19 protein-coding genes are annotated in these 26,324 nt (G+C 65.4%); 9 read left to right on the forward strand and 10 right to left on the reverse strand.

Annotated features, from left to right (window positions below; translation table 11 throughout):
• Positions 1 to 7: 7 nt before the first annotated feature.
• Positions 8 to 1,237, forward strand: coding sequence for an MFS transporter (locus QW868_RS29400; RefSeq protein ID WP_316232159.1), 1,230 nt, complete (start codon positions 8 to 10; stop codon positions 1,235 to 1,237).
• A 6-nt stretch (positions 1,238 to 1,243) separates the two neighbouring features.
• Here QW868_RS29400 and QW868_RS29405 read toward each other — a convergent pair whose 3' ends face one another.
• The 5 genes from QW868_RS29405 to hpaH are packed head-to-tail and all read right to left on the reverse strand — an operon-like array spanning position 1,244 to position 6,547.
• Positions 1,244 to 2,878, reverse strand: coding sequence for a thiamine pyrophosphate-dependent enzyme (locus QW868_RS29405; RefSeq protein WP_316232160.1), 1,635 nt, complete (start codon positions 2,876 to 2,878; stop codon positions 1,244 to 1,246).
• 23 nt (positions 2,879 to 2,901) lie between these two features.
• The gene (locus QW868_RS29410) at positions 2,902 to 3,774 is read right to left on the reverse strand and encodes a fumarylacetoacetate hydrolase family protein (protein ID WP_315776472.1); all 873 of its coding nucleotides are present in this window, start codon (positions 3,772 to 3,774) and stop codon (positions 2,902 to 2,904) included.
• A gap of 12 nt (positions 3,775 to 3,786) precedes the next feature.
• Complete coding sequence (hpaE, locus tag QW868_RS29415; RefSeq protein WP_316232161.1) at positions 3,787 to 5,325, reverse strand: 5-carboxymethyl-2-hydroxymuconate semialdehyde dehydrogenase; 1,539 nt, start codon at positions 5,323 to 5,325, stop codon at positions 3,787 to 3,789.
• Positions 5,318 to 5,716, reverse strand: coding sequence for a 5-carboxymethyl-2-hydroxymuconate Delta-isomerase (locus QW868_RS29420; protein WP_315737276.1), 399 nt, complete (start codon positions 5,714 to 5,716; stop codon positions 5,318 to 5,320). Before QW868_RS29420 ends, hpaE begins: the two co-directional genes overlap by 8 nt.
• Before the next feature lie 24 nt (positions 5,717 to 5,740).
• Positions 5,741 to 6,547 carry a 2-oxo-hept-4-ene-1,7-dioate hydratase gene (gene hpaH, locus QW868_RS29425; RefSeq protein ID WP_316232162.1) on the reverse strand — a complete coding sequence of 269 codons (807 nt, stop codon included), beginning with the start codon at positions 6,545 to 6,547 and terminating at the stop codon, positions 5,741 to 5,743.
• Between the two features lie 177 nt (positions 6,548 to 6,724).
• Here hpaH and hpaR point away from each other — a divergent pair, with 177 nt between their 5' ends.
• The 4 genes from hpaR to QW868_RS29445 all read left to right on the forward strand — a co-directional run bounded on the left by hpaR (position 6,725) and on the right by QW868_RS29445 (position 10,970).
• Positions 6,725 to 7,180, forward strand: a complete 456-nt coding sequence (gene hpaR, locus QW868_RS29430) for a homoprotocatechuate degradation operon regulator HpaR (protein WP_409977900.1) — start codon at positions 6,725 to 6,727, stop codon at positions 7,178 to 7,180.
• Between the two features lie 158 nt (positions 7,181 to 7,338).
• Positions 7,339 to 8,424, forward strand: coding sequence for a malate/lactate/ureidoglycolate dehydrogenase (locus tag QW868_RS29435; protein WP_315779659.1), 1,086 nt, complete (start codon positions 7,339 to 7,341; stop codon positions 8,422 to 8,424).
• A gap of 131 nt (positions 8,425 to 8,555) precedes the next feature.
• Positions 8,556 to 9,335, forward strand: a complete 780-nt coding sequence (locus QW868_RS29440; RefSeq protein ID WP_316232163.1) for an HpcH/HpaI aldolase family protein — start codon at positions 8,556 to 8,558, stop codon at positions 9,333 to 9,335.
• A gap of 111 nt (positions 9,336 to 9,446) precedes the next feature.
• Complete coding sequence (locus tag QW868_RS29445) at positions 9,447 to 10,970, forward strand: altronate dehydratase family protein (RefSeq protein WP_316232164.1); 1,524 nt, start codon at positions 9,447 to 9,449, stop codon at positions 10,968 to 10,970.
• Between the two features lie 208 nt (positions 10,971 to 11,178).
• On the opposite strand, the gene QW868_RS29450 is transcribed toward QW868_RS29445, so the two are convergent.
• Positions 11,179 to 11,376 (reverse strand): hypothetical protein, encoded by a 198-nt coding sequence (locus QW868_RS29450; RefSeq protein WP_008964013.1) that lies wholly within the window; start codon positions 11,374 to 11,376, stop codon positions 11,179 to 11,181.
• Positions 11,377 to 11,810: 434 nt separating this feature from the next.
• On the opposite strand from QW868_RS29450, the gene QW868_RS29455 reads away from it, so the two are divergent.
• From QW868_RS29455 to QW868_RS29470, 4 genes are all read left to right on the forward strand, one after another.
• Positions 11,811 to 15,125: a transglutaminase family protein gene (locus tag QW868_RS29455; RefSeq protein WP_316232165.1), complete on the forward strand. Its 3,315-nt coding sequence runs from the start codon at positions 11,811 to 11,813 to the stop codon at positions 15,123 to 15,125.
• 30 nt (positions 15,126 to 15,155) lie between these two features.
• Complete coding sequence (locus QW868_RS29460; RefSeq protein ID WP_316232166.1) at positions 15,156 to 17,690, forward strand: circularly permuted type 2 ATP-grasp protein; 2,535 nt, start codon at positions 15,156 to 15,158, stop codon at positions 17,688 to 17,690.
• The gene (locus QW868_RS29465) at positions 17,687 to 18,565 is read left to right on the forward strand and encodes a transglutaminase family protein (RefSeq protein WP_316232167.1); all 879 of its coding nucleotides are present in this window, start codon (positions 17,687 to 17,689) and stop codon (positions 18,563 to 18,565) included. The genes QW868_RS29460 and QW868_RS29465 overlap by 4 nt, the downstream gene beginning before the upstream one ends.
• Before the next feature lie 98 nt (positions 18,566 to 18,663).
• Positions 18,664 to 19,044, forward strand: coding sequence for a hypothetical protein (locus tag QW868_RS29470; RefSeq protein WP_315714907.1), 381 nt, complete (start codon positions 18,664 to 18,666; stop codon positions 19,042 to 19,044).
• A 462-nt stretch (positions 19,045 to 19,506) separates the two neighbouring features.
• On the opposite strand, the gene ltrA is transcribed toward QW868_RS29470, so the two are convergent.
• The 4 genes from ltrA to nhaD form a co-directional block, all read right to left on the reverse strand.
• A complete protein-coding gene (gene ltrA, locus QW868_RS29475) occupies positions 19,507 to 20,889 on the reverse strand; it encodes a group II intron reverse transcriptase/maturase (protein ID WP_316232168.1) in 1,383 nt (460 codons plus the stop codon).
• 875 nt (positions 20,890 to 21,764) lie between these two features.
• Entirely contained in the window at positions 21,765 to 22,658 is an 894-nt protein-coding gene (locus tag QW868_RS29480) for an SMP-30/gluconolactonase/LRE family protein (protein ID WP_316232169.1), read from the reverse strand.
• A gap of 217 nt (positions 22,659 to 22,875) precedes the next feature.
• On the reverse strand, positions 22,876 to 24,882 hold the full coding sequence (locus tag QW868_RS29485) for a PQQ-dependent sugar dehydrogenase (RefSeq protein WP_316232170.1): 2,007 nt from the start codon (positions 24,880 to 24,882) through the stop codon (positions 22,876 to 22,878).
• Positions 24,883 to 24,937: 55 nt separating this feature from the next.
• Positions 24,938 to 26,221 carry a sodium:proton antiporter NhaD gene (nhaD, locus tag QW868_RS29490; protein ID WP_316232171.1) on the reverse strand — a complete coding sequence of 428 codons (1,284 nt, stop codon included), beginning with the start codon at positions 26,219 to 26,221 and terminating at the stop codon, positions 24,938 to 24,940.
• Between the last annotated feature and the right edge of the window lie 103 nt (positions 26,222 to 26,324).

A 26,324-nucleotide genomic window follows, 5' to 3' on the forward strand; every position in this document is an offset into this window, starting at 1 on the left:
AGGGGCCATGAGCACTGTCGAACTTGCGGAGGAGCGAGCGCCGGCGGCGACGCGAATAGGACTTCACCTTGCGCTGCTGCAGCTGGTGTTCACGCTGCTGTGGACGACCTATGTGATCTATCTGCCGAAGCTCGCGGCCCAGGCCGGCATCGCGCCCTCGGACGTCGTTCTGATCCTGATGCTGGACCAGGCGATCTTCACGCTCTCGGATACGGCCATGGGGATCGCGGCCGATCGCATCGGGCGCGTCGCCGCGCGGTTCGGTCTCTTCGTCGGCCTGCTGGCTGCGGTATCCTGCGCCGCCTTTGTCGCGCTGCCTTTCGTGGCGGCGTCGGCGGGTCCAGCGGTCTTCATCGGACTGATCGCGATCTGGGCGCTGACCTCCTCGGTCTTGCGCGCGCCGCCCTTGACCCTGCTCGGGCGCCATGCGGCCCGGCCGGCCATTCCGTTCCTGGCAGCGCTGGTCATGCTCGGCTATGGCGTGGCCGGCGCCGTGTCGCCGTATCTCGGCGTGATCCTGCGCGACTACGATCCGCGATTGCCGTTCGTCATCTCATCGGCGGTGCTGCTGCTGACCGCGCTCGGTCTCGCGCGCATCCCGCAGGATGCCGGTCCGGCCGCGCAAGCGCCGGCCAATCCCAAGCCCGAGCCCAAGCCGCTGCGGGGACTGCCGCTGCTGTTCATCGGCGCCATGGTGATCCTCGCGCTCGGCTACCAGCTGCATTTCAGCATCAACAGCTCGGCGTTCTATCTGCGCTTTGCCAAGCCGGAGGATCTGCCCTGGCTGATGCCGGTGTTCTGGATCGGCTTCAACCTCGTGCTGTTCCCGGCCAGCGTCGTGGTGAAGCATCGCGGCGGGCTCATGGTGATGGGAATTGCCGGGCTGCTGGGTGCACTCGCCATCGTCAGTGCCGAGCTCGCGGGTGCGCTGACCGTGCTGATCGTGGCGCAGTTCATCGCCGGTGCGGCCTGGGGCTGCATGATGATGAGCGCCATTTCCGCGGCGCTCGCGATCGGGACGACGGGTGCCGAGGGCAAGGTGACCGGGCTCGTCTTCTCGGCGCTGGCGCTGGCAACCTTCGCGCGGATCGCCGCCGTCGCCGGCGGTCTGCAGAAGCTGCCCGACTACGCACCTCTGGTGCAGTGGGCGCCGGTCGCGTGCTGGCTCGTGGCCGGGGCCGGCCTGCTGGCGATGGCCGCGGCCGGATTGCAGGGACGCCGCGCGTCCCCGCCGTGAGGTCGATCAGATCCCTGGAGGCTTCGACGGATGGATGAAGGCCCAGGGCGAGACCTCGCTGTCGCGAGGCACCTCGATGTCGATCAGATACGGCCCGCCATGGGCGAGCGCGGTCTCCAGCGCCGACTTGAACTGGTCGGGTGACGTGACCTTGCTGGCGGCGACGCCGAAGGATTCGGCGAGCCTGACGAAATCCGGATTGACGAGATCGGAGGCGACGACGCGGCCGTCGAAGCGCTCGCGCTGATCGCGCCGGACATTGCCATAGGCATTGTTGTTGAACACCAGGGTAACGACGCCGATGTTGTATTGCACGGCGGTCGCCAATTCCTGCACGGCGAACATGAAACCGCCGTCGCCGGTGATCGCGACGACAGGCCTGTCGGGATGCGCGACCTTGGCGCCGAGCGCGGTCGGGAAGCCGGCGCCGAGCGTGCCCTGATAGCCCGAGGTGATGAAGGTGCGCGGCTCGTAGACCGGAAAGCCGTACCAGGAAGCGAAGCCGACTTGTGACAATTCGTCGGTGACGATGGCGTCTTTCGGCAGCACCTCGCGCAGCACGTTCAGATAGGCCATCTGCGGTTGCACCTGCTGGATCTCCTGCAAGGTCGCAGCGCTGGCGTCGCGGATGGACGCGCGACGGCCTGTTGTCTTGCGATAGCCCGCTTTGCTGACGGCGGCCGCGAGCGCGGCCGTGCCCGCCTTGGCGTCGGCGACGATGCCGGCATCGACGATCAGGCGCCGCATCTCGGCGGGATCGATGTCGATGCGGATCGACTTCAGGCCATCCGGCTTGAACGGCCAGCGGAACGTGGTCGGCAGCTCCATGCGGGTGCCGATGCCGATCATCAGATCCGTGGTCGGCCACAACTTGTAGGCCGCGGCCATGGTGAGCCCGAGCTCGTGCGCATTGGAGACGATGCCGCGCCCGGAGCGGAAGGCGACCACCGGCGCGTCGATCATCTCGGCGAGCTCGCGGATCTCCTCGCGCGCATCGATCGCGCCCGCACCGACGAAGATCATCGGCGTCTTCGATCCCGCAATTAGCGCCGCCGCCTTGGCGATGCGATCAGGATCAGGCTGCGGCGGCGCGAATTGCGCCAGCGGCGTCGCAGCCGCCGTTGCCGCCTTCTGCGTAAAGATGTCCCAGGGCATTTCCAGCGCCGCGGGGCCGCGCCGCCCGGACATCATCTCTTGAAAGGCGCGCGACACGAGCGTCGGCGCGCTGTCGGGATATTCGATGCGCTCGGCCCATTTGACGAAGGTGCGCAAGGTCGCGAGCTGGTCTGGCATCTCGTGCAGATGGCCGCGGCCACGGCCGAGATAGTCGGTCGGCACCTGGCCCGTGAGGCACAGCACCGGCTCATTGCAGCCGAAGGCGGTGAGCAGCGCAGCACCAGCATTCAGCACGCCGGGACCCGGTACGACGCTGAACACGCCGGGCTTGCCGCTGGCGCGCGCATAGCCGAACGCCATGTAGCCGCAGGCCTGCTCGTGGCGGGCGCCGACGACCTTGAGCTGCGCCTGGTGGAAGGCGTCGAACAGGCCGTAGACCTGCGCGCCGGGCAGGCCGAACACGGTGTCGACGCCGTGGGCGACGAGCCCGCTGACGATGGCTTCGCCGCCGGTCATGGTGGTCATGCTGACATTCCGTTTCTGAACTTCTACAGGGCTTCGTCGACGACGCCGTTGCGCAAGGTGCCGACGCCCTCGGCTTCGATCTCGATGACGTCGCCGGGCTTCAGATAGCGCGGCGGATCGAACCGTGCACCGGCGCCGGTGGGCGTGCCCGTCACGATCACGTCACCGGGGACAAGCGTGGTGAAGGTCGAGATGTAGTTGATGAGGTAGCGGAAGCCGAAGATCAGCCGCGACGTGCGGTCGTCCTGGCGCAATTCGCCATTGACGTGCGTGGTCAGCCTGATGTCGGCGAGCTGGCTCTCATTGGTGTAGGGCACGATCCAGGGCCCGAGGCTGCCCGTCGAATCGAAGTTCTTGCCTTGCGTGACGTTGAATTTCGCATGCCGCACCCAGTCGCGGATCGTGCCCTCGTTGCACAGCGTGAGCGCGGCGATGTGATCCAGCGCCTCGCTCTCCGGAATGTGCCGTCCGGCCTTGCCGATTACGAGGACCAGCTCGCCCTCATAGTCGAGCTGCGGCGAGGCGCGCGGGCGCACCAGCGGCGTGTCATGGCCGACGAAGGAGCGCGGCGTGCGCATGAACATCGACGGATATTTCGGCGCGTCCTGGCCGTCCTTGTACTCGGCGTTGCGATCGGGATAGTTGACGCCGATGCAGATGATCTTCTCGGGCGCGGGGACCGGCGGCTGCCAGCTGATGGCATCGAGGCCATGATCGGGCGACAGCCCGGCTGCGGCATCGATCAGCCGGGGCAGGGCTCCCGCGGCGATCACCTCGCGCAAGGTCGGATAATCCTGGGCGAAACGCGTGGAGAGATCGATGAGGCCCTTGTCGGTCGCAAGTCCGTAGCGGACCGAGCCATCGGCGACATAGGTGGCGAGGCGAGGGGAGGTCATGGGCTTGTCTCCTTACACGCCGAGCCGCTGGATCTTGTGGGTGCCGCGCGCGAGCGAGACGTGCTTGGTCTCCATGTAGAAGTCGAACGAATAGTCGCCGCCGTCGCGGCCGATGCCCGATGCCTTCATGCCGCCGAACGGGGTTGGCAGGTGGCGGACATTCTCCGAGTTCAGCCAGATCATGCCGGCTTCCAGCGCGTCGGCGACGCGCAGCGCGCGGCCCATGTCGCCGGTCCAGACATAGCCGGTAAGGCCGTATTGCACGTCATTGGCGATCGCGATCGCGTCAGCCTCGTCGCGGAACGGGATCACGGTGAGGAACGGCCCGAAGACTTCCTCCTGGGCCACGCGCATGGTCTGGTTCGCGCCGGTGACGAGCGTGGGCTCGACATAATGACCGCCGCCAGGGCCGGCAAACGGCTTGCCGCCCACGGCGATGATCGCGCCGTCCTGCCTTGCGACATCGACATAGGAGCAGACCTTGGCCAGATGCCGCTCATGGATCAGCGGCCCGATCTCGGTGGCCGGATCGAGCGGATGACCCACCTTCAGCGCACGCACGCGCGCCGCAAGCTTGGCCGTGAAGGTCTCGGCGATGCTCTGCTGCACCAGCAGACGGCTCGATGACGTGCAGCGCTCGCCATTGAGCGAGTAGATCATGAACACGACGGCATCGAGCGCGCGGTCCAGATCGGCATCGTCGAACACGATCACCGGGTTCTTGCCGCCAAGCTCGAAATGCACGCGCTTCAGGGTCGGTGCGCCCTGCGCCATGATCGCCGAGCCGGTCGAGCTCTCGCCGACGAAGCCGATCGCCTTGATCGCGGCATGCTCGGTCAGCGCCTTGCCGGCTTCCTCGCCGAAGCCGTGGACGGTGTTGAGCACGCCGTCGGGAATGCCGGCCTCCTTGGCGAGTTTCGCCAGCCATTGCGCCGTGATCGGCGACCATTCCGCCGGCTTGTGCACGACAGTGCAACCGGCCGCGAGTGCCGGCGCGATCTTCCAGGTGGAGAGCATGAACGGCGTGTTCCACGGCGTGATCACGCCGACAGGCCCGATCGGCACCCGCGTCGAGATGTTCCAATGCTCGTCGCTCGGCGTGCTCAGGCCGTCGCGGGCCTCGGTGCATTTGTCGGCGAAGAAGCGGAAATTCTCGGCGGCGCGGATCGCGGCCTTGGCCATGAAGCGATAGGCCTGACCGGTGTCGATGCATTCGAGCACGGCGATGTCGTCGGCATGATCCTCGATCGCGTCGGCCACGCGATGCAGCAGCTTGCGCCGCATCGCCGGCGCCATGTCGCGCCACGACTTGAAGGCGAGGGCGGCCGACGTCGCCGCGCGATCGATGTCCTCGGCATTGCCGCGCGCGACCTTGGCGAGCACGGCACCGTCGATCGGAGACTTCGTCTCGAACGTCGCGCCTGAGATCGCCGGCACGACCTTGCCATCGATGAAGTGACCGATGCCCTCGTCCTTCAGCTTCGCGAGCAGGGGAGCGGCACGGTCGAGATTGGCCTTGTAGATGTCGGCTTTGGGACTGGCCTTATCCATGGGATGCCTCCGCTTTCAGGGCGTCGTGGATGTTGTTGCGCTTCCAACTGGTCGCGGCATCGTTGATCTGCATGTCGAAGGACAGCGCGAACTTGCTACTGGCGAAGACTGGGTCGAGGTAATCTGAAAGTGCCTTGAAGACGTGCTCGCCGGCCTTCTGCCGTGCCGCGAGGTCGCGGCCTTCGCCGAGCCGCAGCAGCATCGCGAGGAAGGCGGAATCGGGCTTGCCGTCGGCGATCGCGTAGTGCTCGCAGCGGATCGCGCGCACGCGGATGCCGCCGATCGGAAAGATCCCGGTCTCGCTGGCGGCCTTGCGGACCACTTCGCAAAGGTTGCCCATCATGACAAAGCCGTCGAGATTGGCGGAGTATTCGATGCTGAAATGCGGCATGGTGCGGTCGCTCCGGGGCAGGCGTCAGGCGAAGTAACAGCTCACCGTCCCATACGGGCCGTAGTCGGCCTGGATCGTGTCGCCCTTGCGCGCCTCGATCGGCCGGATGAACGAGCCGGCAAGGACCACCTGTCCCGGCTCCAGCGCGAATCCATTTGCCGCGATCTTGTTGGCGAGCCACGCAACGGCCGTTGCCGGGTTGTTCAGCACGCCGGCGGCCAAGCCGGTCTCTTCCAGTTGACCGTTCTTATAACAGAGTGCGCCGATCCAGCGCAGGTCGGCATCGAGCGGCCGCAGCGGCCGGCCGCCGAGCACGATGCCGGCATTTGCGGCGTTGTCGGCGATCGTGTCGAAGATCTTGCGCGTCGCCTTCGTTTCCTGATCAACCCGCTCGATCCGGGTGTCGAGAATCTCCAATGCCGGCACCACGAAATCGGTCGCGTTGAGCACGTCGAACAGAGTGCAGTCCGGTCCCGAAAGACGATGCTTCATGACGAAGGCAAGCTCCGCCTCGATACGCGTCGCGATGAAGCGGTCGGACGGCACCAGCCCGCCATCGGCAAAGAACATGTCGTCGAGCAGCACGCCCGAATCCGGCTCATCGATGTTCAGCGCGCTCTGCATCGCCTTCGATGTCAACCCGATCTTATGACCCCTGATGACGCGGCCCGCGGCGACCTTGATGCTGATCCAGGCGTCCTGGATCGCATAGGCATCTGCGATGGTGATATCGGGAAACTCCTGCGACAACTGCCTGATCTGGCGGCGGCTCTTTTCGGCCTGATCCAGGCGTAAGGCGCAGCTATGAATCTGGTCGCTCGCAAGAGGCATGGTCTATCGCTCAGAAAAGAGATGGCGGCAGATGATTAACATGTTAAGTTTCAGCCGGCAAACCGAAACGGCGTTTGCTGCAGTGCAAATATTCAGGATGGCCCACGGGAGATTGATGTGAGCGAGACCAGGGCCAAGGTCGCCAGGCAGGCTGCGAAGGAAGCGCGCAAGGTGCCAATGCGCGACTTCTCGCAGTCGCTGCCGATGGCCTTGTTGCGGGCGCGTGAGGCCGTGATGCGGCAGTTTCGCCCCAATCTGCGACAGCACGGCCTGACCGAGCAGCAATGGCGCATCTTGCGCGCGCTGGCGGCGGTCGATGTGATCGAGGTGACGGAGCTGGCGCGGGTCGCGTTCCTGCTCGGGCCCAGCCTCTCTCGCATCCTGCGCGATCTCGAGGCGCGCGGCTTGATTCAGCGCGAAGTCGATAGCCGCGACATGCGCAGGGGCGTGTTGTCGATTTCCGCCAAGGGCATGAAGCTGATCGCACAGGTCGCGCCGAGCTCAGAGGCGATCTATGCATCGATTGCCAGCCGGTATGGGGCCCGCAAGCTTGCCGCATTGCACAAGATGCTGGGCGAGCTGGAGCAGAGCATCGGCGGCGATCTCGACGCCTCCGACGACGGCGATGGCTGATATGCCGCGGACCAAGCGCAATGGCGCGGTCTCATGCTTGGCAGGCCGTTCGGCGTTTTGATAAGAAGCGATGCAGTCGAGCGGAGAGGGCGTGCGTCGCAGGCATGGCAAACCATGCTAACTCTGTTTTCGCATGCTGATCGAACCCGCGAGTTGTCATGGTCACTATCAAGGTTGCGCATCTCATCGATTTCGTTGCCGACGTCTTCGAGCACGCCAATTCCTCGCCGGAGGAGGCCCGCCGGATCGCGACCTATCTGACGACGGCCAACCTGACCGGGCATGACAGCCACGGTGTGATCCGCGTGCCCGTCTATATCCGTTGGCAGAAGATGGGTTCGATCGTGCCCAACCAGACCGCAGAGGTCGTGGTCGACACCCCGTCGCTGGTGGTCGTCGACGGCAAGTTCGGCTACGGCCAGACCGTGACACCACAGGCCGTGAAGATCGGCATCGAGCGTTGCAAGAAGAGCGGCTTGGCTGCGTTGGCGCTGCGTAATTCCGGCCATCTCGGCCGGGTCGGCGACTGGGCGGAGATGGCCGCCGCTGAGGGACTCGTCTCCATTCATTTCGTCACGGCCGCAGGCTCGCTGCTGGTGGCTCCCTATGGCGGAGTCGAGAAGCGGTTCTCGACCGCGCCATATTGTGTCGGCATCCCACGCCAGGGACAGGATCCCATCGTGCTCGATTTCGCGACCTCGATCGTGGCTGAGGGCAAGGTCCTGGTGGCGAGCCGCGGCGGCAAGAAGCTGCCCAAGGGCGCCTTGATCGATGCCGATGGTACGCTCAGCGAGGATCCGGCGGTGCTCTATGGACCCTATGAGGCCGAGGGGACGCGCGACCACACCAAGGGGACGGGAGCGATCCGCGCCTTCGGCGAGCACAAGGGCTCCGGTCTCGCCTTCATCTGTGAGCTGCTTGGCGGCGCCTTGACCGGCACCGGGGCGACGTCGGCAAACCGGCGCTTTGCCAACGGCATGCTCGCGATCTACATCGACCCGAAGGTGGTCGATCCGGCGAGCTTCTTCGATGGTGAGATCACCCGCTACACGGATTTCATCCGGGCGACCAAGCCGGTCTCCGGCGTCGATCAGGTGCTGGTGCCGGGCGATCCCGAGCGCAAGATGCGGGCCGAGCGTACGGCCAATGGCGTGCCCTTGCCCGATGACACCTGGGCGGCAATAGTGAACACGGCACGCGAAGTGGGTGTCAGCGAAGCGAGCATTCAGCGGGCGACATCGTGAAATCAGTGTGACTGCGGGTGGTGCGAAGCATCCATGCTCAAATTGAGCGGGATTGCATTGCGTTGCGCCATCGGCGACAACGAATTCTAACGAGACGGATCGGTTGAACAACAAGGGAAGGAAACGCAGTCGTGGCGAACAATAAGGTCAAGCAGCTCTGGGCCGAAGGCAAGACGGTGGTGAATGCCTGGCTCGCGATCCCCTCGGGCTTTTCCGCGGAGGTCGTGGCTCAGTGCGGCTTCGACAGCGTCACCGTGGACATGCAGCACGGGGTACAGGACTATCTGTCGATGGTGCAGTGCTTTCAGGCGATGCATGGCCATCCGGTCACGCCGATGGTGCGCGTGCCGTGGAACGAGCCCGGCATCATCGGCAAGGTGCTCGATGGCGGTGCCTATGGCGTCATCTGCCCGATGGTCAACACAGCGCAGGAAGCGCGCAACCTCGTTTCCTATTCCAAATATCCGCCCAAGGGTGTGCGCTCCAACGGTCCGATCCGTTCGGGCATGTATGGCGGCGCGGGCGAGTATCAGAAGACGGCCAACGACGAGATCGTGCTGCTGCCGATGATGGAGACCAGGACCGCGGTCGAGAACATGGAAACCATTCTCGATGTCGAAGGCATCGACGGCGTCTATATCGGTCCCTCCGATCTCGGCTTTTCCTATGGCCTGGTGCCGAAGCTCGATCGTGACGAGCCGGAGATCCTCAAGATCTATGAGAAGATCGTGAAGGAATGCGGCAAGCGCGGGCTCAATCCCGGTATTCATTGCAGCGGCGCCGAGGGCGCTGTCCGCGCCATCAACATGGGCTTTAAGCTCGTGACCTTGTCCAACGAGGTCGGCCTGATGCAGGTCTATGCCCGCCAGCAAGTCGCGCAGACCCGCAAGGACTCCGGCGGCAAGGCCTGAGGCGAATTACGAATAGGGAGTAGCGAATAGGGGATTCATTCATTCGCTATTCGCAACTCGCTATTCGCATGCCTGTTTGCGACCTACTGATACAAACGAAGAGAGATTGCCATGGCTCCCGCCCCCGTCATCCGTCTTCATCCCGAGGACAGCGTCCTGATCGCGCGTGCGAGTCTGCCGCCCGGCCTCGCGGTTGCCGATGGCGTGGCCACGGTGGACCGCATTCCGGCGGGGCATAAGGTCGCGGTGCGTCCGATCGCGCAGGGCGAGCCCATCCGCCGCTACGGCCAGATCATCGGCTTCGCTACCGCGCCGATCGCGCCGGGGCAGCACGTTCATACACAGAACTGCGGCATGGGCGATTTCGCCAAGGATTATGCCTATGGCGTCGACGTGAAGCCGACGCCGAATTTCGATCTTCCGGCGACGTTCGAGGGCATTCGCCGTCCCGATGGCCGGGTTGCGACCCGCAACTACATCGGCATTCTGACGTCGGTGAACTGCAGCGCGCATGTCGCGGGCCTGGTCGCCGACGTCTTCAAGCGCAATCCCTTCACTGGTGATGATCCGCTTGCCGACTACTCGAACGTCGATGGCGTCGTGGCGCTGACGCACAAGACCGGCTGCGGCATGACGCTCGACGAGCCGCTGAAGCTGCTTCGGCGAACCCTCGGTGGCTACGCGCGTCACGCGAACTTCTCTGCGGTGATCGTCCTTGGCCTCGGTTGCGAGGCCAATCAGATCGGCGGACTGATGGAGGAGCAGAAGCTCGCCGGCCGGCTTCGTGCGATGGACATCCAGGAGGTCGGTGGCACCCGCAAGACCGTCGAGGCCGGCATTGCTTTCGTCAAGGAAGCGCTCGCCGACGCCAACAGGGTCAAGCGCGAGACGGTTCCGGCCAGCGAACTGACGGTCGCGCTGCAGTGTGGCGGCTCCGACGGCTATTCCGGCATCTCGGCCAATCCGGCGCTCGGTGCAGCAAGCGATCTGCTGGTGCGACATGGTGGCACGGTGATCCTGTCGGAGACGCCCGAGACCTATGGCGCCGAGCATCTGTTGACGCGCCGCGCAGTCAGCCGCGACGTCGGCGAGAAGCTCGTCTCCCTGATGCGCTGGTGGGAGGAGTATACGGCGCGCGAGGGTGCGGAGATGAACGCCAACCCCAGCCCGGGCAACAAGGCGGGCGGCCTGACGACGATTCTCGAGAAGTCGCTCGGCGCGATGGCCAAGGCCGGCAGCACCAATCTGGTCGATGTGCTGCATTATGCCGAGGCCGTCACCAAGAAGGGCTTCGTGTTCATGGACACGCCCGGCTACGACCCCGTCGCGGCGACGGGGCAGGTGGCCGGTGGCGCCAATCTCGTCTGCTTCACCACCGGACGCGGCAGCGTGTTCGGCTGCAAGCCGGCGCCGTCCATCAAGCTCGCGACCAACACGCCGATGTACAGGCGGATGGAAGACGACATGGACGTGAATTGCGGCACCATCCTCGACGGCGAGGAGACGGTGCAGGAGTGCGGCCAGCGCATCTTCGAATTGATGCTGAAGACCGCCTCGGGGCAGCCGACCAAGAGCGAGAGCTTCGATTTCGGCGGGGCCGAGTTCGCACCCTGGGTGCTCGGCGCGACGATGTAGCTGATCACTCAGCTATTCGGCGGCCCCATATCGGGGCTGCCGTCTGACATGTCCCGGCATCTGATCGCAGCTGAGATCGCCAATAGCTGAGACTGGATCGCAACTGAGATCAGATGACAGGTGAGCGCGCCGCCATGTGCCGGCTGTCGTGGGCAGTCCGTCATGGGCTGGCCCTGCCGACGCTCGCGTGGCAGCGGCGCAGAGCAATTTACCGCTGGTGGCCCAGGCCGATGCCGAGCGCCAGGGCCTTCTGACGGAGCGAGCCTTCGGTCCGCTTCATGGCCTTGGCGATCTTGGCAACCGGGGTCTTGGACTTCGAGTGCTGCTTCAGCAGCTTGATGTCGGCGGGCGTGTAGGGTTTCCGCGCCAACTTCTTGGTAGCTGCCTTCTTAGCTGTCTTCGCCACTTGATTCTCCTTTTGGCAATGGTGGTCCTAAATAGCATGTGTAGTCGAGCTATCAAGCGATTGCGGCAAATGCAACGCTATTAGTTCTTGTTAGTTCATCATTCGGGGTTAATCCCTGCTTTGAGGGACTGGTCAATCTTCCGTGAGCGCCTGCGCGCCTTCCTGTGGACAACTCTCCGCGTGCGGCTGGAGAGGTTGTTTGTTCTTCTCTCGTTCTTCGTGACGGGCCCGATTGGGGCGCGCAGCGGCCGGAAAAGCGACCGGTGCGTGCAGCGGAAGCACCTGACAGGGGAGGCTCAACTCGACCTATGCGGACCCAAATGCCGCCTTTCGGGCTTAGGATAGTTCAATAGGCAGCTCTGCCCTTTGTTAGTGCTTGATCCCTAAGCACAGCAATGTTCTGCTTAAAAAAGTTGCTGGAGCGCCGAAACCTCGTGTCAATCTACGTCGCATTACATCACGTCACCCATTACAAATACGATCGTCCGGTCGAACTGGGCCCGCAGACCATCCGCCTGCGTCCTGCACCACATACCAGGACCCCCGTGCTGAGCTATTCGCTCAAGGTCACGCCGCCCAACCATTTCGTGAACTGGCAACAGGATCCGCAAGGCAATTGGCTGGCCCGCTACGTTTTCCCTGAGAAGGTGAACGAACTCAAAATCGAGGTCGACTTCACGGCGCAGATGACCGTGATCAATCCGTTCGACTTCTTCGTCGAGCCTTATGCGGACAGTTTTCCCTTTGCCTATCCGGAGGGTCTCAAGGTGGAACTCGCGCCCTATCTCGAGACGATCGAGCCGGGGCCGTTGTTCGCGGAATATTTGAAGTCGATTCCCCGCGATGCGGACAACACCGTCAACTATCTCGTCGAACTCAATGCGCAGTTGCAGAAAAAGATTCGTTATATCATCCGGATGGAGCCCGGTGTTCAAACGCCGGAGGAGACGCTGTCGTCGGCCGCCGGCTCCTGCCGCGACTCGGCGTGGCTGCTGATCCAGACGCTGCGGCATCTCGGCCTCGCCGCCCGCTTCGTCTCCGGCTATTTGATTCAGCTTCGTCCCGACATTGATCCGGTCGAGGGGCCGGTCGAGGTCGAGAATGATTTCACCGATCTGCATGCCTGGGCCGAGGTCTATCTGCCCGGTGCTGGATGGATAGGCTTCGACGTCACCTCGGGCATGCTGGCGGGCGAGGGACACATCCCCGTTGCTGCGACTCCCCACTATCACTCGGCCGCGCCGATCAGCGGCAGCGCCGGAGTTGCCGAGGTCAACTTCAACTTCGAGATGAATGTGAGGCGCATCCGCGAAGCGCCGCGGATCACCCGGCCATTTTCGGATGAGGCGTGGGACCGGCTCGACCGCCTCGGCGAAGCCGTCGATGCCGATCTCGCCGCGAACGACGTGCGGCTCACGATGGGCGGCGAGCCGACCTTCGTGTCGATCGACGACATGGAATCGGCTGAGTGGAATACGGCTGCCGTCGGCCCGGCCAAGCGCGGGCTCGCCGACAGCCTGATCCGGCGTCTGCGCGCGCGCTTCGCGCCCGGTGGCCTGCTGCATTACGGACAGGGCAAGTGGTATCCCGGCGAAAGCCTGCCGCGCTGGGCGTTCGGACTGTATTGGCGCAAGGATGGTGAGCCGATCTGGCGCAATCCGGAGCTGATCGCGTGCGTCGATGGTCCGCGCAAGGCGACGATCCAGGATGCGGAGCGTTTCCTCGACACGGCCGCCGAGACGCTCGGGCTCGAATCCGACTACGTGCTGCCCGCGTTCGAGGATCCCGCGCATTGGCTGCAGAAGGAAGCCGCGCTGCCCGAGAACGTCGACGCACTCGACTCCAAGCTCGCCGATCCCGAAGAGCGCGCACGCATGGCGCGGGTGTTCGACGAAGGGCTGCACATTCCGCGCGGCTTCGTGCTGCCGATCCAGCGCTGGAATGCACAGCCCAGGCGCTGGCGCAGCGAGCGCTGGGGCCTGCGGCGCAAGCGCCTGTTCCTGATTCCCGGCGACTCGCCGCTCGGCCTGCGCTTGCCGATCGGCTCGCTGGCCTACATTCCGCCGGAAGATTTCCCGTATATCCACGAGCAGGACCCGATGGAGGAGCGCGGGCCGCTGCCGATGTTCACGCAGGGGCGGCCGGTGATCGTGCCACAGGTGCCGCCGCTGCCGAAGCTCGACCGCGCGCCGAAGCCGCAGCAGGACGTTCAGTATCAGTACTGGGGCGGGCTCGGCGTCCGCACGGCGATGTCGGTCGAGATCCGCGATGGCATTCTCTGCGTGTTCATGCCGCCGGTCGAAACCATCGAGGACTACCTGGAGCTCGTCGCAACGGTCGAAGCGACGGCGGAGGCGATGCAGATCAAGGTTCACGTGGAGGGCTATGCGCCGCCGTTCGATCCGCGCATCGAGGTGATCAAGGTGACGCCCGATCCGGGCGTCATCGAGGTCAACATCCAGCCGGCCTCGAGCTGGCGGCAATCGGTCGACATCACCTTCGGACTTTATGAGGATGCCGCCAAGGTGCGGCTCGGCGCCAATCGCTTCCTGATCGATGGCCGCCACACCGGCACCGGCGGCGGCAATCATGTCGTCGTCGGCGGCAGCTCGCCGCCGAATTCGCCGTTCCTGCGCCGCCCCGATCTGCTGAAGAGCCTCGTCCTGTATTGGCAACGGCATCCGTCGCTGTCTTATTTGTTCTCCGGCATGTTCATCGGGCCGACCAGCCAGGCTCCGCGCATCGACGAGGCGCGCCACGACAGTCTCTATGAGCTGGAGATCGCGCTCGCCAATGTGCCACGGATCGGGCAGAGCGTGCCGCTGTGGCTGGTCGACCGGCTGTTCAGGCATCTGCTGGTGGACATCACCGGCAATACTCATCGCTCGGAGATCTGCATCGACAAGCTCTACTCGCCGGAGGGACCGACGGGCCGCCTCGGACTCGTGGAGTTCCGTGCGCTGGAAATGCCGCCCGATCCGCGCATGTCGCTGGCGCAGCAGCTTCTCATCCGTGCGCTGATCGCCAAATCGTGGCGCGAGCCGCAGGACGGCAAGTTCGTGCGCTGGGGCACGGCGCTGCACGACCGCTTCATGCTGCCTCACTTCATATGGGAAGACTTTCTTGATGTCCTGGATGAGCTGAGGTCGTCCGGCTACGATTTCTCGCCGGAATGGTACCAGGCGCAGCTCGAGTTCCGTTTTCCGACCTTCGGCCGCGTGCAGCATGGCGGCGTGACCTTGGAGCTGCGGCAGGCGCTGGAGCCCTGGCATGTGCTGGGCGAGGAAGGCGCGGCCGGCGGCACGGTGCGCTATGTCGATTCCTCGGTCGAACGACTTCAAGTGAAAGCCGAAGGTTTCATCGAAGGCCGCCACCTCGTGACCTGCAATGGTAGGAAAATGCCGATGACCTTGACGGGGCGTTCGGCGGAGGCGGTGGCGGCGGTTCGTTTCAAGGCGTGGCAGCCGGCCTCCGGTCTGCACCCGACAATTCCAGTGCATGCGCCGCTGACCTTCGACCTGATCGACACCTGGAATGGCCGTTCGCTCGGCGGCTGCGTCTATCACGTCGCCCATCCCGGCGGCCGCAACTACGACACCAAGCCGATCAACTCCTACGAGGCGGAGGCGCGGCGGCTCGCCCGCTTCCAGGATCACGGCCACACTCCCGGACGAATCGCGCTGCCGCCGGAAGAACGCACAAATGAATTCCCGATGACCCTCGACTTGCGCAGGCCGCTCCTGCATTGATGAAACGGAGTTTGCGCGGAGGACCAGGGTATGGACGGCTCGAGCGGCCAGGACCAGGGAGCGAGCCCCGCCGCCGGTCGGCCGGCGGCACGTTCTCCGCTGCGCCGCGCCGAGCATTGGGCGCGCGACTATGCCCGGCTCCCCGGCATCCCCGATGAGTTCATCGGGGCCGACGGCCGTCCGCGGCCGGTCTGGACCCGCTTTGCCGAGACCTTCGCCGCACTCGCGCCGAGCGACATCGAGCGCCGCTTCGCCTCCGCCGATCGCCATCTGCGCGAAGCCGGCGTCACCTATCGCTCGCCGGGCGATAACGCCGAGCGATTGTGGCCGTTGAGCCATCTGCCGCTGCTGATCGACGAGTCCGAATGGGCGCAATTGTCCCAGGGCATCGTCCAGCGCGCCGAGCTGTTCGAGCGGGTGCTGCAGGACATCTATGGCGAGGGACGGCTGGTGGCGAGCGGCGCGCTGCCGGCAGCCGCCGTCGCCGGGTCCAGCGAATATCTGCGCCCGGTCTGCGGCGTCAAACCGCCCGGCGGCCGCTTCCTCAGCATCTACGCCGCCGATATCGGCCGTGGGCCCGACGGCGGCTGGTGGGTGCTCAACGACCGCACCCAGGCGCCGTCCGGCATGGGCTATGCGCTGGAAAATCGGCTGGTGCTGTCGCGCGCCTTCTCCTCGATCTACAAGTCCATGAACGTCGAGCGTCTCGCGCCGTTCTTCGAAGCGTTCCGCGATGCGCTGCGCGCCAGCGCCGATCGTGACGAGCCGCGCATCGGCGTGCTCACGCCGGGCATGTTCAGCGAGACCTATTTCGAGCACGCGACGCTGGCGCGCTATCTCGGCTTCCTGCTGGTCGAGGGCGACGATCTCGCCGTCAGCGGCGACCGCGTGCACATCCGCACCGTCGCCGGCCTGAAGCGCGTCGACGTGCTGCTGCGGCGGCTCGATTCCAACTCGCTCGATCCGCTCGAGCTCGACGCGGCCTCGCGGCTCGGCGTTGCCGGACTCATGGACGTCGTGCGCAAGGGCGGCGTCGTGGTCGCCAACATGCCGGGCTCCGGCGTGCTCGAGGCGCGCGCGCTGCTCGGCTTCCTGCCGAGCCTCGCGCGGCGCGTGCTCGGTGAGGATCTCAAGATCCCGCACATCGCGACGTGGTGGTGCGGCCAGAAGTCCGCGCGCGACGAGGTGCTGTCGCGGCTCGAGGAGTTCTCGATCGAAGGTGCCTATGGCCGCGCCGTACCGGGCTTCGCAAGCAGCGGTCCGGTGCTGGCCGGCGAGCTCTCGGCCGCCGAGCGCGAGCGGCTGCGCGCTGCCATCAGCCAGCGCGGCATCGATTATGTCGGCCAGGAGGTGGTGCGGCTGTCGACCACGCCGGTGTGGCAGGACGGCCGGATCGCGCCGCGGCCGTTCGTGCTGCGGGTGTTCGCGGCCGCCACGCCCGACGGCTGGACCGTGATGCCCGGCGGCTTCTGCCGCATCGCCGACAAGCTCGATGCGCGCGCGGTGTCGATGGGCGACGGCGCGCGCGCCGCCGACGTCTGGGTGGTCGCCGACAAGGCGGTGGCGGCGCGCACCTTGCTGCCGGGCTCCGACAACGTGCGGATACGCCGCATCGCCGGCGTGCTGCCGAGCCGCGCCGCCGACAATCTGTTCTGGCTCGGACGCTATCTGGAGCGCGCCGAGGCCACCGTGCGGCTGATCCGGGCGCTCGCAGCCCAGCATCGTGATCCCGGCAAGGGATCGCCGGCGCAGCTCAACACCTCCGAGCGCATCCAGCGGCTGTTGCTGGCGTGGGGCGCTGTTGAGCAGACCTCGCGCAGCAAGGGATTCCAGGTGGCTGCCGAAGCCCTGCAGGCCGAGGCGCAGTTCGGCTCGGCGCTGTCGCTGCTCAAATCGGCGCAGCGCACCGCGACCTCGCTGCGCGAGCGCCTCTCGCCCGACGCCTGGCAGGTCATCACCGAGATGCCGAATCGGCTGGCGCAGGAGGCCGAGGATGAGGACGCCGTCGTCAGCATCGCCGAGCTCACGCTCGACAGGCTCGCGAGCTTCGCCGGCCTCGCCCAGGAGAACATGAATCGCGCCGCCGGCTGGCGCTTCCTCGACATGGGTCGCCGCGCCGAGCGCGCCATCAACACCGCGCGGTTCGCGCGGCAGTTCGGCTATGACGAGGCGACGCCCGAGGATCTCGACGTCCTGCTCACCCTGGTCGATTGTCAGATCACCTATCGCTCGCGCTATCTGATCGGCCCGGCGCTGGCGCCGATCCGCGATCTCGTCGTGCTCGACCTCTATAACCCGCGCTCGGTCGCGTTCCAGGTCGAGCTGCTGAACGAGCACATTGCGAGCCTGCCGGTCCTGAAGGAGAACGGGCTGATCGAGCGGCCGCAACGCCTCGCGATCTCGCTGGGCGCGCGGCTGACCGCAGCGGAGGCGGCCCATCTCGACGGTCGCACGCTGTTTGCACTGGAGCAGGACCTGCTCAATCTGGCGGAGGCGATTGGCCAGCACTATTTCCCGCACGGTCCGAACGCGACGCGGCCGGAAAAGCTGACGGGCCTCGCGTGATCTACGACATCCGGCATGTCACGACCTATGAGTATGAGAGCGCCGTCAGCTTTGCGCGCTGCTCGCTGCGCCTGGAGCCGCTCAGCGGCGACGGCCAGGAGTTGATCTCGCACAGCGTCGACATTCGCCCGCGTCCCTCGGAGCGGACGGCGCGGCGTGATTTCTTCGGCACGCTGACCGAGAGCATCGTGATCGACACTCAGCACCGCCATCTGCGCATCGACTCGCGCTCGCGGGTGAGGCTGTCGCGCACACCGCCGGAGCGCGATGCGCCGAGCGCGGCCTGGGAGGACGTGCGCGATGCCGCCTTCGAGGCGACGAGCCTCGGCCCGTCGTCGCCGATCGGCTACGTCTTCGCCAGCGCGCTGGTGCCGGTGCTGGAGCCGGTGACGGACTATGCCGCGGCAAGCTTTCGCGCCGGCACCGGCATCGTTGCCGGCGCGGCCGACCTCATGCGGCGCATCCGCAAGGAGTTCAGATACGATCCGAAGGCGACCGTGATCTCGACCCCGTTGCGCGAGGTGTTCGACAATCGCCACGGCGTCTGCCAGGATTTTGCTCATATCATGATCGCCGGCCTGCGCGGTCTCGGTCTCCCTGCGGCCTATGTCAGCGGCTATCTGCGCACCATCCCGCCCGAGGGCCAGCCGCCGCTGCAGGGCGCCGACGCCACCCATGCCTGGGTGTCGCTGTGGGGTGGCGAGGAGCTGGGCTGGATCGGCTTCGATCCGACCAATGATCTCCTGGTCGGCAATGATCACATCATCCTCGGCATGGGCCGCGACTTCTCCGACGTCTCGCCGGTCGATGGCATCATCGTCGGCTCGCGCAAGCAGAAGCTCGGCGTCGCCGTCGATGTCGTGATGGTCGAGTAGGTTCCCTGACCGGGAACGGTCGGAACATTTTTCCCGCATCGCACTTGATCCGCCCGAGGGGCCCGAATGGGGGCTGGCTGACCCTTTCGAGCGATGGAGTGATCGACATGAAACGTGTTGCAATCGTCATTGGCCTGGTCGGCGCCTGCGTCGCCGGCAGCGCCTCGGCCCAGCCGAGTGCGAACCTCACCGGCACCTACCGCTGCATCCAGATGTGCCGCGACGGCATGATCGGCGCGCCGGCCTTCGTGACGCAGAACGGCGATGCTGTGAACCTGACCACCGAGACCGGCGAGTCCCTCCAGGCCTGGCCGGACTGGAACGCTCCCAATAGCCGGCTTTGGATCGACGCACGTGACGAAAGCGCGGTGTATTCGCCCGACGGCATGCGCATTCAGTTCGACGACGGCCGCGTCTGGGAGCGCGACCTGCCGCCACCGCTGATCGTCCGTCGCGCTCCGGTCGTGTACGGGCGATAAGCGATCGCCATTGCTACCAAGGCCCTCGCGCACGCGGGGGCCTTGATTTACGGGTGAGATGAAAGGTGCCGGCCTCACGATCCAGTACTCGCCGGAAGGGGTGACGAATCGAGACGCCGCGGCGTACTGGATGCCCGCCTGCGCGGGCATGACACGGAGTATGAGGCAGCGTTCTCGCGACATGATCTGTCCGAGTCATGAAGGATAGCTCGAACCCTCTGAGAACAAGAGGGCGCAGGGAATGCCGGGTGATGGCCTCACCCATGGCCCGCCTGCGAAAAGAATGCAGGCGGCAGGAACCACAGGCAAAGCCGGATCAACCGGCATTCCCTGCGCGATGGCTTTACGGGTAGAGTCGAGGAAGGGCGCGGTGGCTTGGGCCATTCGGCAACGCCCCGTTTCCCTTCCCCGCTCATCGAACCGGACGTGCGCGTTTCGCGCATCCGGCTCCCGGGCAAGCTCTCATGCCTTCGCCCACGGCAGGTTACGCGTCGACTTCGGCAGCCGTACCAGCCCCAACGTCTCGTAGAGGTACCGGTCGGGGAAGCGATTGTACCCCTGGCCTTGAACCCGATGCTTTTCGCATAACCACTTGCGCAGCCGATGGATGGCATGGGCGTCGACCGCCCTGTAGGCCGGTGAGACCGGCCCGAGGCGGAAGTAGTTCGCCCATCCGGTGAGTTTGGCGTTGAGCCGCTTCACCACCTTCTCGGCTGATAACGTCGTCCTGTGCCGGCCTGTCTCGTCCCCGACCGCATCGCAGATTCGCTTGATGCTCTTCTTCGATGGCTTCGAGTTGAGGTGGGCCTTCCCGGTCTTGTGGGAGTAGCACCGTCCGAACGTGTAGCCCAGGAAGTCGAACCGCTCTTCCGGCAGGTGGCAGATTCGTGTCTTGTCCTCGTTGACCGCCAGTTGCAGTTTCTTGATGACCTCTCGCATCGTCTGCATGGCGATGTCGGCCGTACCCTTGCAGCAGATCACCAAGTCGTCGGCATAGTTGACCATGACGGCCTTCAGCCGCCGCCGCGCGCCCGATTGTCTCCACCACAACACCAGCCGTCGCATGTACAGGTTCGCCAGCAGCGGGGAGATCGGAGAGCCCTGCGGGATGCCGCGGTGCTCGTCCCGATTCCACGTGGTCCGACGCTTGCGCCCGCGATCGTCCGTCTCCTCGACCGGCGCCTCGATCCACATCTTGATCAGATGCAGCATGTGCCGGTCGGAGATCCGGCGCGCCACTGATTTCATCAGCGGTCCGTGCGGTATCTCGTCGAAGTAGCCACGCAGGTCCGCGTCGACGACGGCCGTGTACCCCAGATTGAGCAGGCGGTTCACGGTCTCCACCGCGTCCAGCGCAGTCTTGCCGGCGCGGTACGCATATTGCTCGGGCTCCAGATCGGCTTCGAAGATGGGCTCGAGCACCAGCATCGCCGCCGTCTGAACCACCCGGTCGCGTATCGTCGCGATCCCCAGAGGTCGCATTTTCTTGCTGTTCGGCTTCGGAATGTAGACCCGTCTGACCGCTTGCGGCCGATACGTCTTGTTCCTGAGCTCTTCCGCCAGTTCTCCGAGCCACGGATTCCAGCCATTGTCGACATCCGGGTTCTTGTGATCCGCGGACGACGCACCTTGGCCTCCATACGCCTCGATGGCCTCGAACGTCTGACCGTCCACACCAGCCGCGCCGCCATTGGCTTTGCATCTGGCATAGGCGAAGCTCAGAACATCCGCCCGAGACACCTTGTCGTACAGAAGATAGAACCTGAACCCGGGTTCTGCCTTCGCTTTCGCATGTAACGCAGTCTGCAGCTTCCGGACACTTGGTGGAGTTTCGAGGTGACCCAATCTCCCCTCCCGCGCCACTTCCTACATCGGCTTGAACGAGGGCTCCTTTCCTCCACCGGCATTACCCGGCTTCCCCGGTACTACGAGCCCATCCGACTCCCCGCCGCGCCCGGTCCGACCTTCACAGGTCTCCGGTTGGTCTCTCGCTCGACCGCGCAATGGGGTCTCCCGTGTTGCTTCGGTTCTCGCTGTGGACGTGCCGTCGTCACTACCCCGGTGGAGCCGCTGGGTGCGCGTGTCGCTCTCTTCCCCAGCGATGTCAGCTTTCCCTGTAATAAGGCCAGGTCAGCCTCCACATCGAGCTTTTCGAGGCCTGCTCAACGTTCACTCGTGTTACAGCCCGCCCACTCGCCAAGTCACCTCGTGACCCTCTCCACCGGAGGCTTCAGCCGGGTCGTTACCTCGCCGACTGCTCCGATTGCTACCGGCTGGAACGACGTTTGCCGGAAGGGACTTTCACCCTCTCAAGAACCGCGCCTTTCCACGGCGCACCTTATACGTGGTCTCCCTGGTGCGCCGGGCTTTCTGGCCACCATCCCCAGCGCGATCGCATTGCGCCAGGTTGACACCAGCATCGGGGTGTCGGGACATCACGACTTCACCGTGCGCATCATGCCGTTCGTCCGCGCGACTGATCACGCTGCAGCACCACACGCCCACCGCTCCCCAGGCTCCACGTTCGTGACGACCGCGATACGCCCCTCTCACGAGCCCGGGATGGCCGGAAACATCGGTCTGATTTGCCCGACGACACAAGTGGGCAAGCGTGCGACAAACTGGCACGACGGGCAATTCGGGCATGGCGGATATGCGCGATCTGTTAGTTGTCGTTCAGACAGCGAGCGGCATGCTCAATCCGGCACCAGCAGAGAAGCTCAGCACTTCCGCATCTGCAAACAATGCTCTCGCCCCTCGACATCAGTCCGAAACGACTCGATGAAGCCGCCCTGGCGCTGGGTCACATACACGGTCTTGCCGTCGGTGCCGCCGAAGGCGAGGTTGGTCGGCTCCTTGGCTTTCAGCGCGATCTCCCTGATCATGCGCCCATCCGGCGCCAGCATGGCGATGCTGCCCTTGAGGATGCGCGCGACCAGCAGCCGGCCGCTGGCGTCGGTGCGCAGTCCGTCGATCGTGTTCGGCTCGAAGGTCTTGATCAGCTTCGGCCGTGTCAGCGCGTCGCCGTCGATCGCATAGGACCAGATCTCGCCGCTGTTGGATTCGCCGACATAGAGCGTGCGGCCGTCGGGGCTGAGATCGATGCCGTTGGCGGTGCCCATGGCGCGTGGCGCGATCATCGCCGCGCCCTGCATCACGCCATCAGCGCCCTTCGCAATGCGCCAGACGCGGCCGCTGCGCGCCTTCCAGTTGGGATCGCTCGCATAGATGGTGCCGTCGCGTGACAGCGTGACGTCGTTGGGCTGGCTCATGTCGTCGGCATGGAAGACGAGGCGGGGCTCGGTGGTGCCGGGCGCGATGGCGAAGATGTTGTGCTTCTTGTAGTCGGCGACGAACATGACGCCGGCAGCGTCGATGCGGATCGCATTGCCGATGCTGCCGTCGGGCAGCTCGGTGAATTTCTCCGAGGCCGTCGCTTCCGGCGCCAGCCTGCCGATCGTGCCGGGTTTGCTGATATTGACCACGAACAGATTGCCGTCGCGGTCGACGGCGGGGCCTTCGATGCCGAAGGTGTATTCGCCTGACGGTGTGAGCTGCGTGCTCTCGAACAGTTTTGGGGCGGCCAGAGCAGGGACGGTCGCAACGACGAGCATTGCGAGTCCCGCCAAACGCGGGATGCGTAGGGTGGGCAAGGGCGCGATGCGACGCTGCTTCCGAGCCAACACCGTGTGCGGCGCGCCGTACCCACCATCGCGGGCAGCGGTGCTCGCGACTACCCCCACCCCCGACCCCTCCCCGCAAGGGGGAGGGGAGCACACTGCGCCTATGGCAGTCGCTTTGCTCGTCCCAGGGATCATCTCGTCGCGTCCGTCAGAGCGGCACCAGAAACTGCTGTTGGATATAATAGCCATCGTCGTCCGTGCAGGTGCCGTTGAGATAGGTGTCGGCTGGCCGGAAGAAACGGCTGAAGCCGGGCTTATTGACGGCAGACCTCTCGGTCACCACGACGATCTTGCCGAACGGAATGTCGCCGCATTCGCGGCCGTCCGCGGCGAAGAACTTGCGGTGCGGCGGGCCGCCCGCTTTGACCCGCATCCGCGTTCCTGGAACCAGGCGCGCGACGAGGTCGTCGGCCACATCAAGCAGTTTCGCATAGCCTGGTTCCGTCTTGATCAGGTCGGCCCCGGGCGGCATCTGCCGCTCGGCACCCAACCCGCGCAATCGCTGACGCAGCCGGCCGGCTTCGGGATCGCCGGGATAGATCCAGCCGTCCTGGGCCAGCATGAAGCGCAGCACCGCGAGGTCCTTGTCTCGATCGGATTGTCCGGCCTCGAGGCCGAAATCCGAATGGCAACCGCGACAATGTTTCTCGACGAGGTTCTTGCGCACCATCGCCAACCGCGCGCGGCTGGCAGCATCGTCCATCACCAAGGCAGCCAGCCGGTCGATCAGTTGATCGCTTCTCGTGTCGCAAGGCAACGGCTCGGGTGCAGCCTCGTCCGTGCGGTCGATCCGGATCACGGTCTGGTTCTTGTCCTCCACCAGCCAGATCGCGCCGTCGTCGGCCACGGTCATGCCGACCGGCGCGCCTTGCGGCCGGATGCCGTTGACGCGATGCCAGCCGGTGATGATCTCGTCGAACGCCGCGGCCGGCGCGGGACCGGCTGCGGTCTGGAAAGCGCGGGTCGGCTCGGCGGCGCAGCTCACATGATAGCGCACCGGCGCCGGGCTCACTTTCGGGAAGCCACGCTCGTCGACCTCATAGGCGAGCAGCCGGCTGCCGGTCGGCCGGTAGCCGTGCAGGCCGACCAGCAGCCTGCCTTTCAGCTCGTCGAAGCGATCGCCCGTGTAGTAGAGCATGCCGAGCGGCGCGCCATGCGGTGGCAGCAGCGACCAGGGCTGCTTGTAGAGCGTGGTGGTGTTGCAGAGGTTCTTGAGCGCGCCGGATTGCAGCACGCGCTTGAATTCCGGGCTCGGCGTCGTCAGGTCGTAGCAATAGGGCCAGCCATAGTGGCGGCCTTGCTCGATGGCGTTGATCTCCTCGTTGGGTGCGAACACGTCCTGCAGATCGCGCGCGTTCTCGCCCTGCAGCAAGGCGGTGCCGGGATCGGGAAAGCGCGGATGCAGGGCCAACGCCATTGAGTTGCGCAGGCCGCGCGCGTAGACCTCGTGCGGCGGCGACGGATCGCCGGATTTCAGCGCCGCAAAGACGCCGCCGGCCGGTGGCGTGAACAGCCAGATCGCGGCGAGCGCCGAGGTGCCTTCACCGGCGGCGCAGGGCTGCGTGATCGGCGCCTGCGACAGGCAGTTGTCGCTAGGCGAGCCGATGTTGACGAACAGCCGTCCGGCGCGGTCGAAGGCGAATGCCTTCAGCGGATGCGCACTTTCCGATAGGCGGGTGCCGTCGGGTAGCGCGAGGCGGCGTCCCGGCAGGTCGCGGATGATGGTCTCGATCGTTGCTTTCGGATTGCTCGCGAGCGGATCGAAGCGGAAGATCGACGTATCGGTGGCGGCGTAGATCTTGCCGTCGGGACCGGCCGCAAGCCCGAACGGATAGGACAGCCGCGTGATCGCCTCGCGGAGGCGCTGGCCGGCCGGCGCCGCGGGATCGAGGATCAGCAGCCGGCCGTCTTCATGGCCCCAGCCGCCCATGTCCGCGATCACGAACAGCCGATGGCCGGGGATCTGCACGATGCCGCGCGGAAATCGCAGGCCGTCGTCGCGGCTGGCGACGAGGCCGGCGCAGAAGCCGGGCTTCATGTCGATCTGGAGGCGCGGAAAGGCGAGGGCGCCGTCGCCGCAACTGGCCGGGCCGAGCGCGTAGCCGCTGCGGGCCGTCGCGTTGTCGGCGCGGCAAGCTCCGATGCCGATGAGCATGGCAGTCGCGACGGCTGCAAGACTGTGCCACGACCATCTCATGCGTTGGTCCCGATCAATGAAGCAGATTGTATTGGATGACGTAGGCGGCGGCGCCGGCAAAATAGCCAAGCAAGGCGATGCCGCTGATGCGGCGCACGTACCAGAAGAAGTGGATGTTCTCGAGCCCCATCGCGGCGACGCCGGCCGCCGAGCCGATGATCAGGATCGAGCCGCCAGTGCCGGCGCAATAGGCGACGAACTCCCATAGAAAACTGTCCGGCGGAAACTGGCTCAGGCTGTACATGCCCATCGACGCCGCGACCAGCGGCACGTTGTCGATCACGGCGCTGGCGAGCCCGAGCACGATCACGATGAGGTCGAGCCGGCCGACGCTGCGGTCGAGCCATTGCGCCAGCGCCTGCAGGATGTGGGTGTGCTCGAGCGCGGCGACCGCCAGCAGGATGCCGATGAAGAACACGATCGAGGGCATGTCGATCCGGGTCAGCGCATGCACCAGCGTCAGGCGCTGCTTCTGCTCCGAGGCCTTGGCGCGATGGATGATCTCGCCGACCATCCAGAGCAGGCCGAGCCCGAACAGGATGCCCATGAACGGCGGCAGCTGCGTGACCGCCTTGAACAGCGGCACGGCGACCAGGATGCCCAGCCCCATGAAGAACATCAGGTTGCGCTCGAACGGCAGGATCGGGCTGATCGAGGCGAGCCCCGCGCTCGCCGGCGGCGCGAGCTGCTTGCCGCGCAAGGTGAAACTCACGACGGCAAGCGGCACCACGAGGTTCAGCAGCGACGGAATGAACACCGCCTTCATGATCGCAAGCGGCGTGATCTGGCCGCCGATCCACAGCATGGTCGTGGTGACGTCGCCGATGGCCGACCACGCGCCGCCGGCATTGGCCGCGATCACGATGATCGCGGCGAACACGAGACGATCCTCGTCGCGGCCGGACAGCTTCTTCATCAGCGACACCATCACGATCGCGGTGGTGAGATTGTCGAGCATGGCGCTGAGGAAGAAGGTGACGAAGCCGACCAGCCAGACCAGGGTGACCTGGTTGCGGGTGCCGATCAGCGAGGTCACGACCTCGAAGCCGTTATGGGCGTCGATGACCTCGACGATGGTCATCGCGCCGATCAGGAAGAAGATGATCTGGGCGGTCGAGGCCACGGACTCGTTGAGCTCGGTCGCGACCGCCGGCGCGGTCCCGCCCATGACGGCGTAAATGGTCCACATCAGGCCGGCACCGACCAGGGCGGTGGCCGCCTTGTTGATCCGGAACGGGTGCTCCAGCGCCACCACGGCATAGGCGAGCGTGAAGACGGCGACGATGGCAGCGGTCATCGCGGGGGATTTCCGGTCATGAATCTCGGCATGGGCAGCGTGGAACCGCCCCAGATATGACCGATCGGCGGTCCGCCAGCAAGCAGGGGACCGAAACCGCGTC

It is taken from the genome of Bradyrhizobium sp. SZCCHNR1051 (assembly GCF_032489615.1).
In the GTDB taxonomy this organism is placed as follows: Bacteria; Pseudomonadota; Alphaproteobacteria; order Rhizobiales; family Xanthobacteraceae; genus Bradyrhizobium.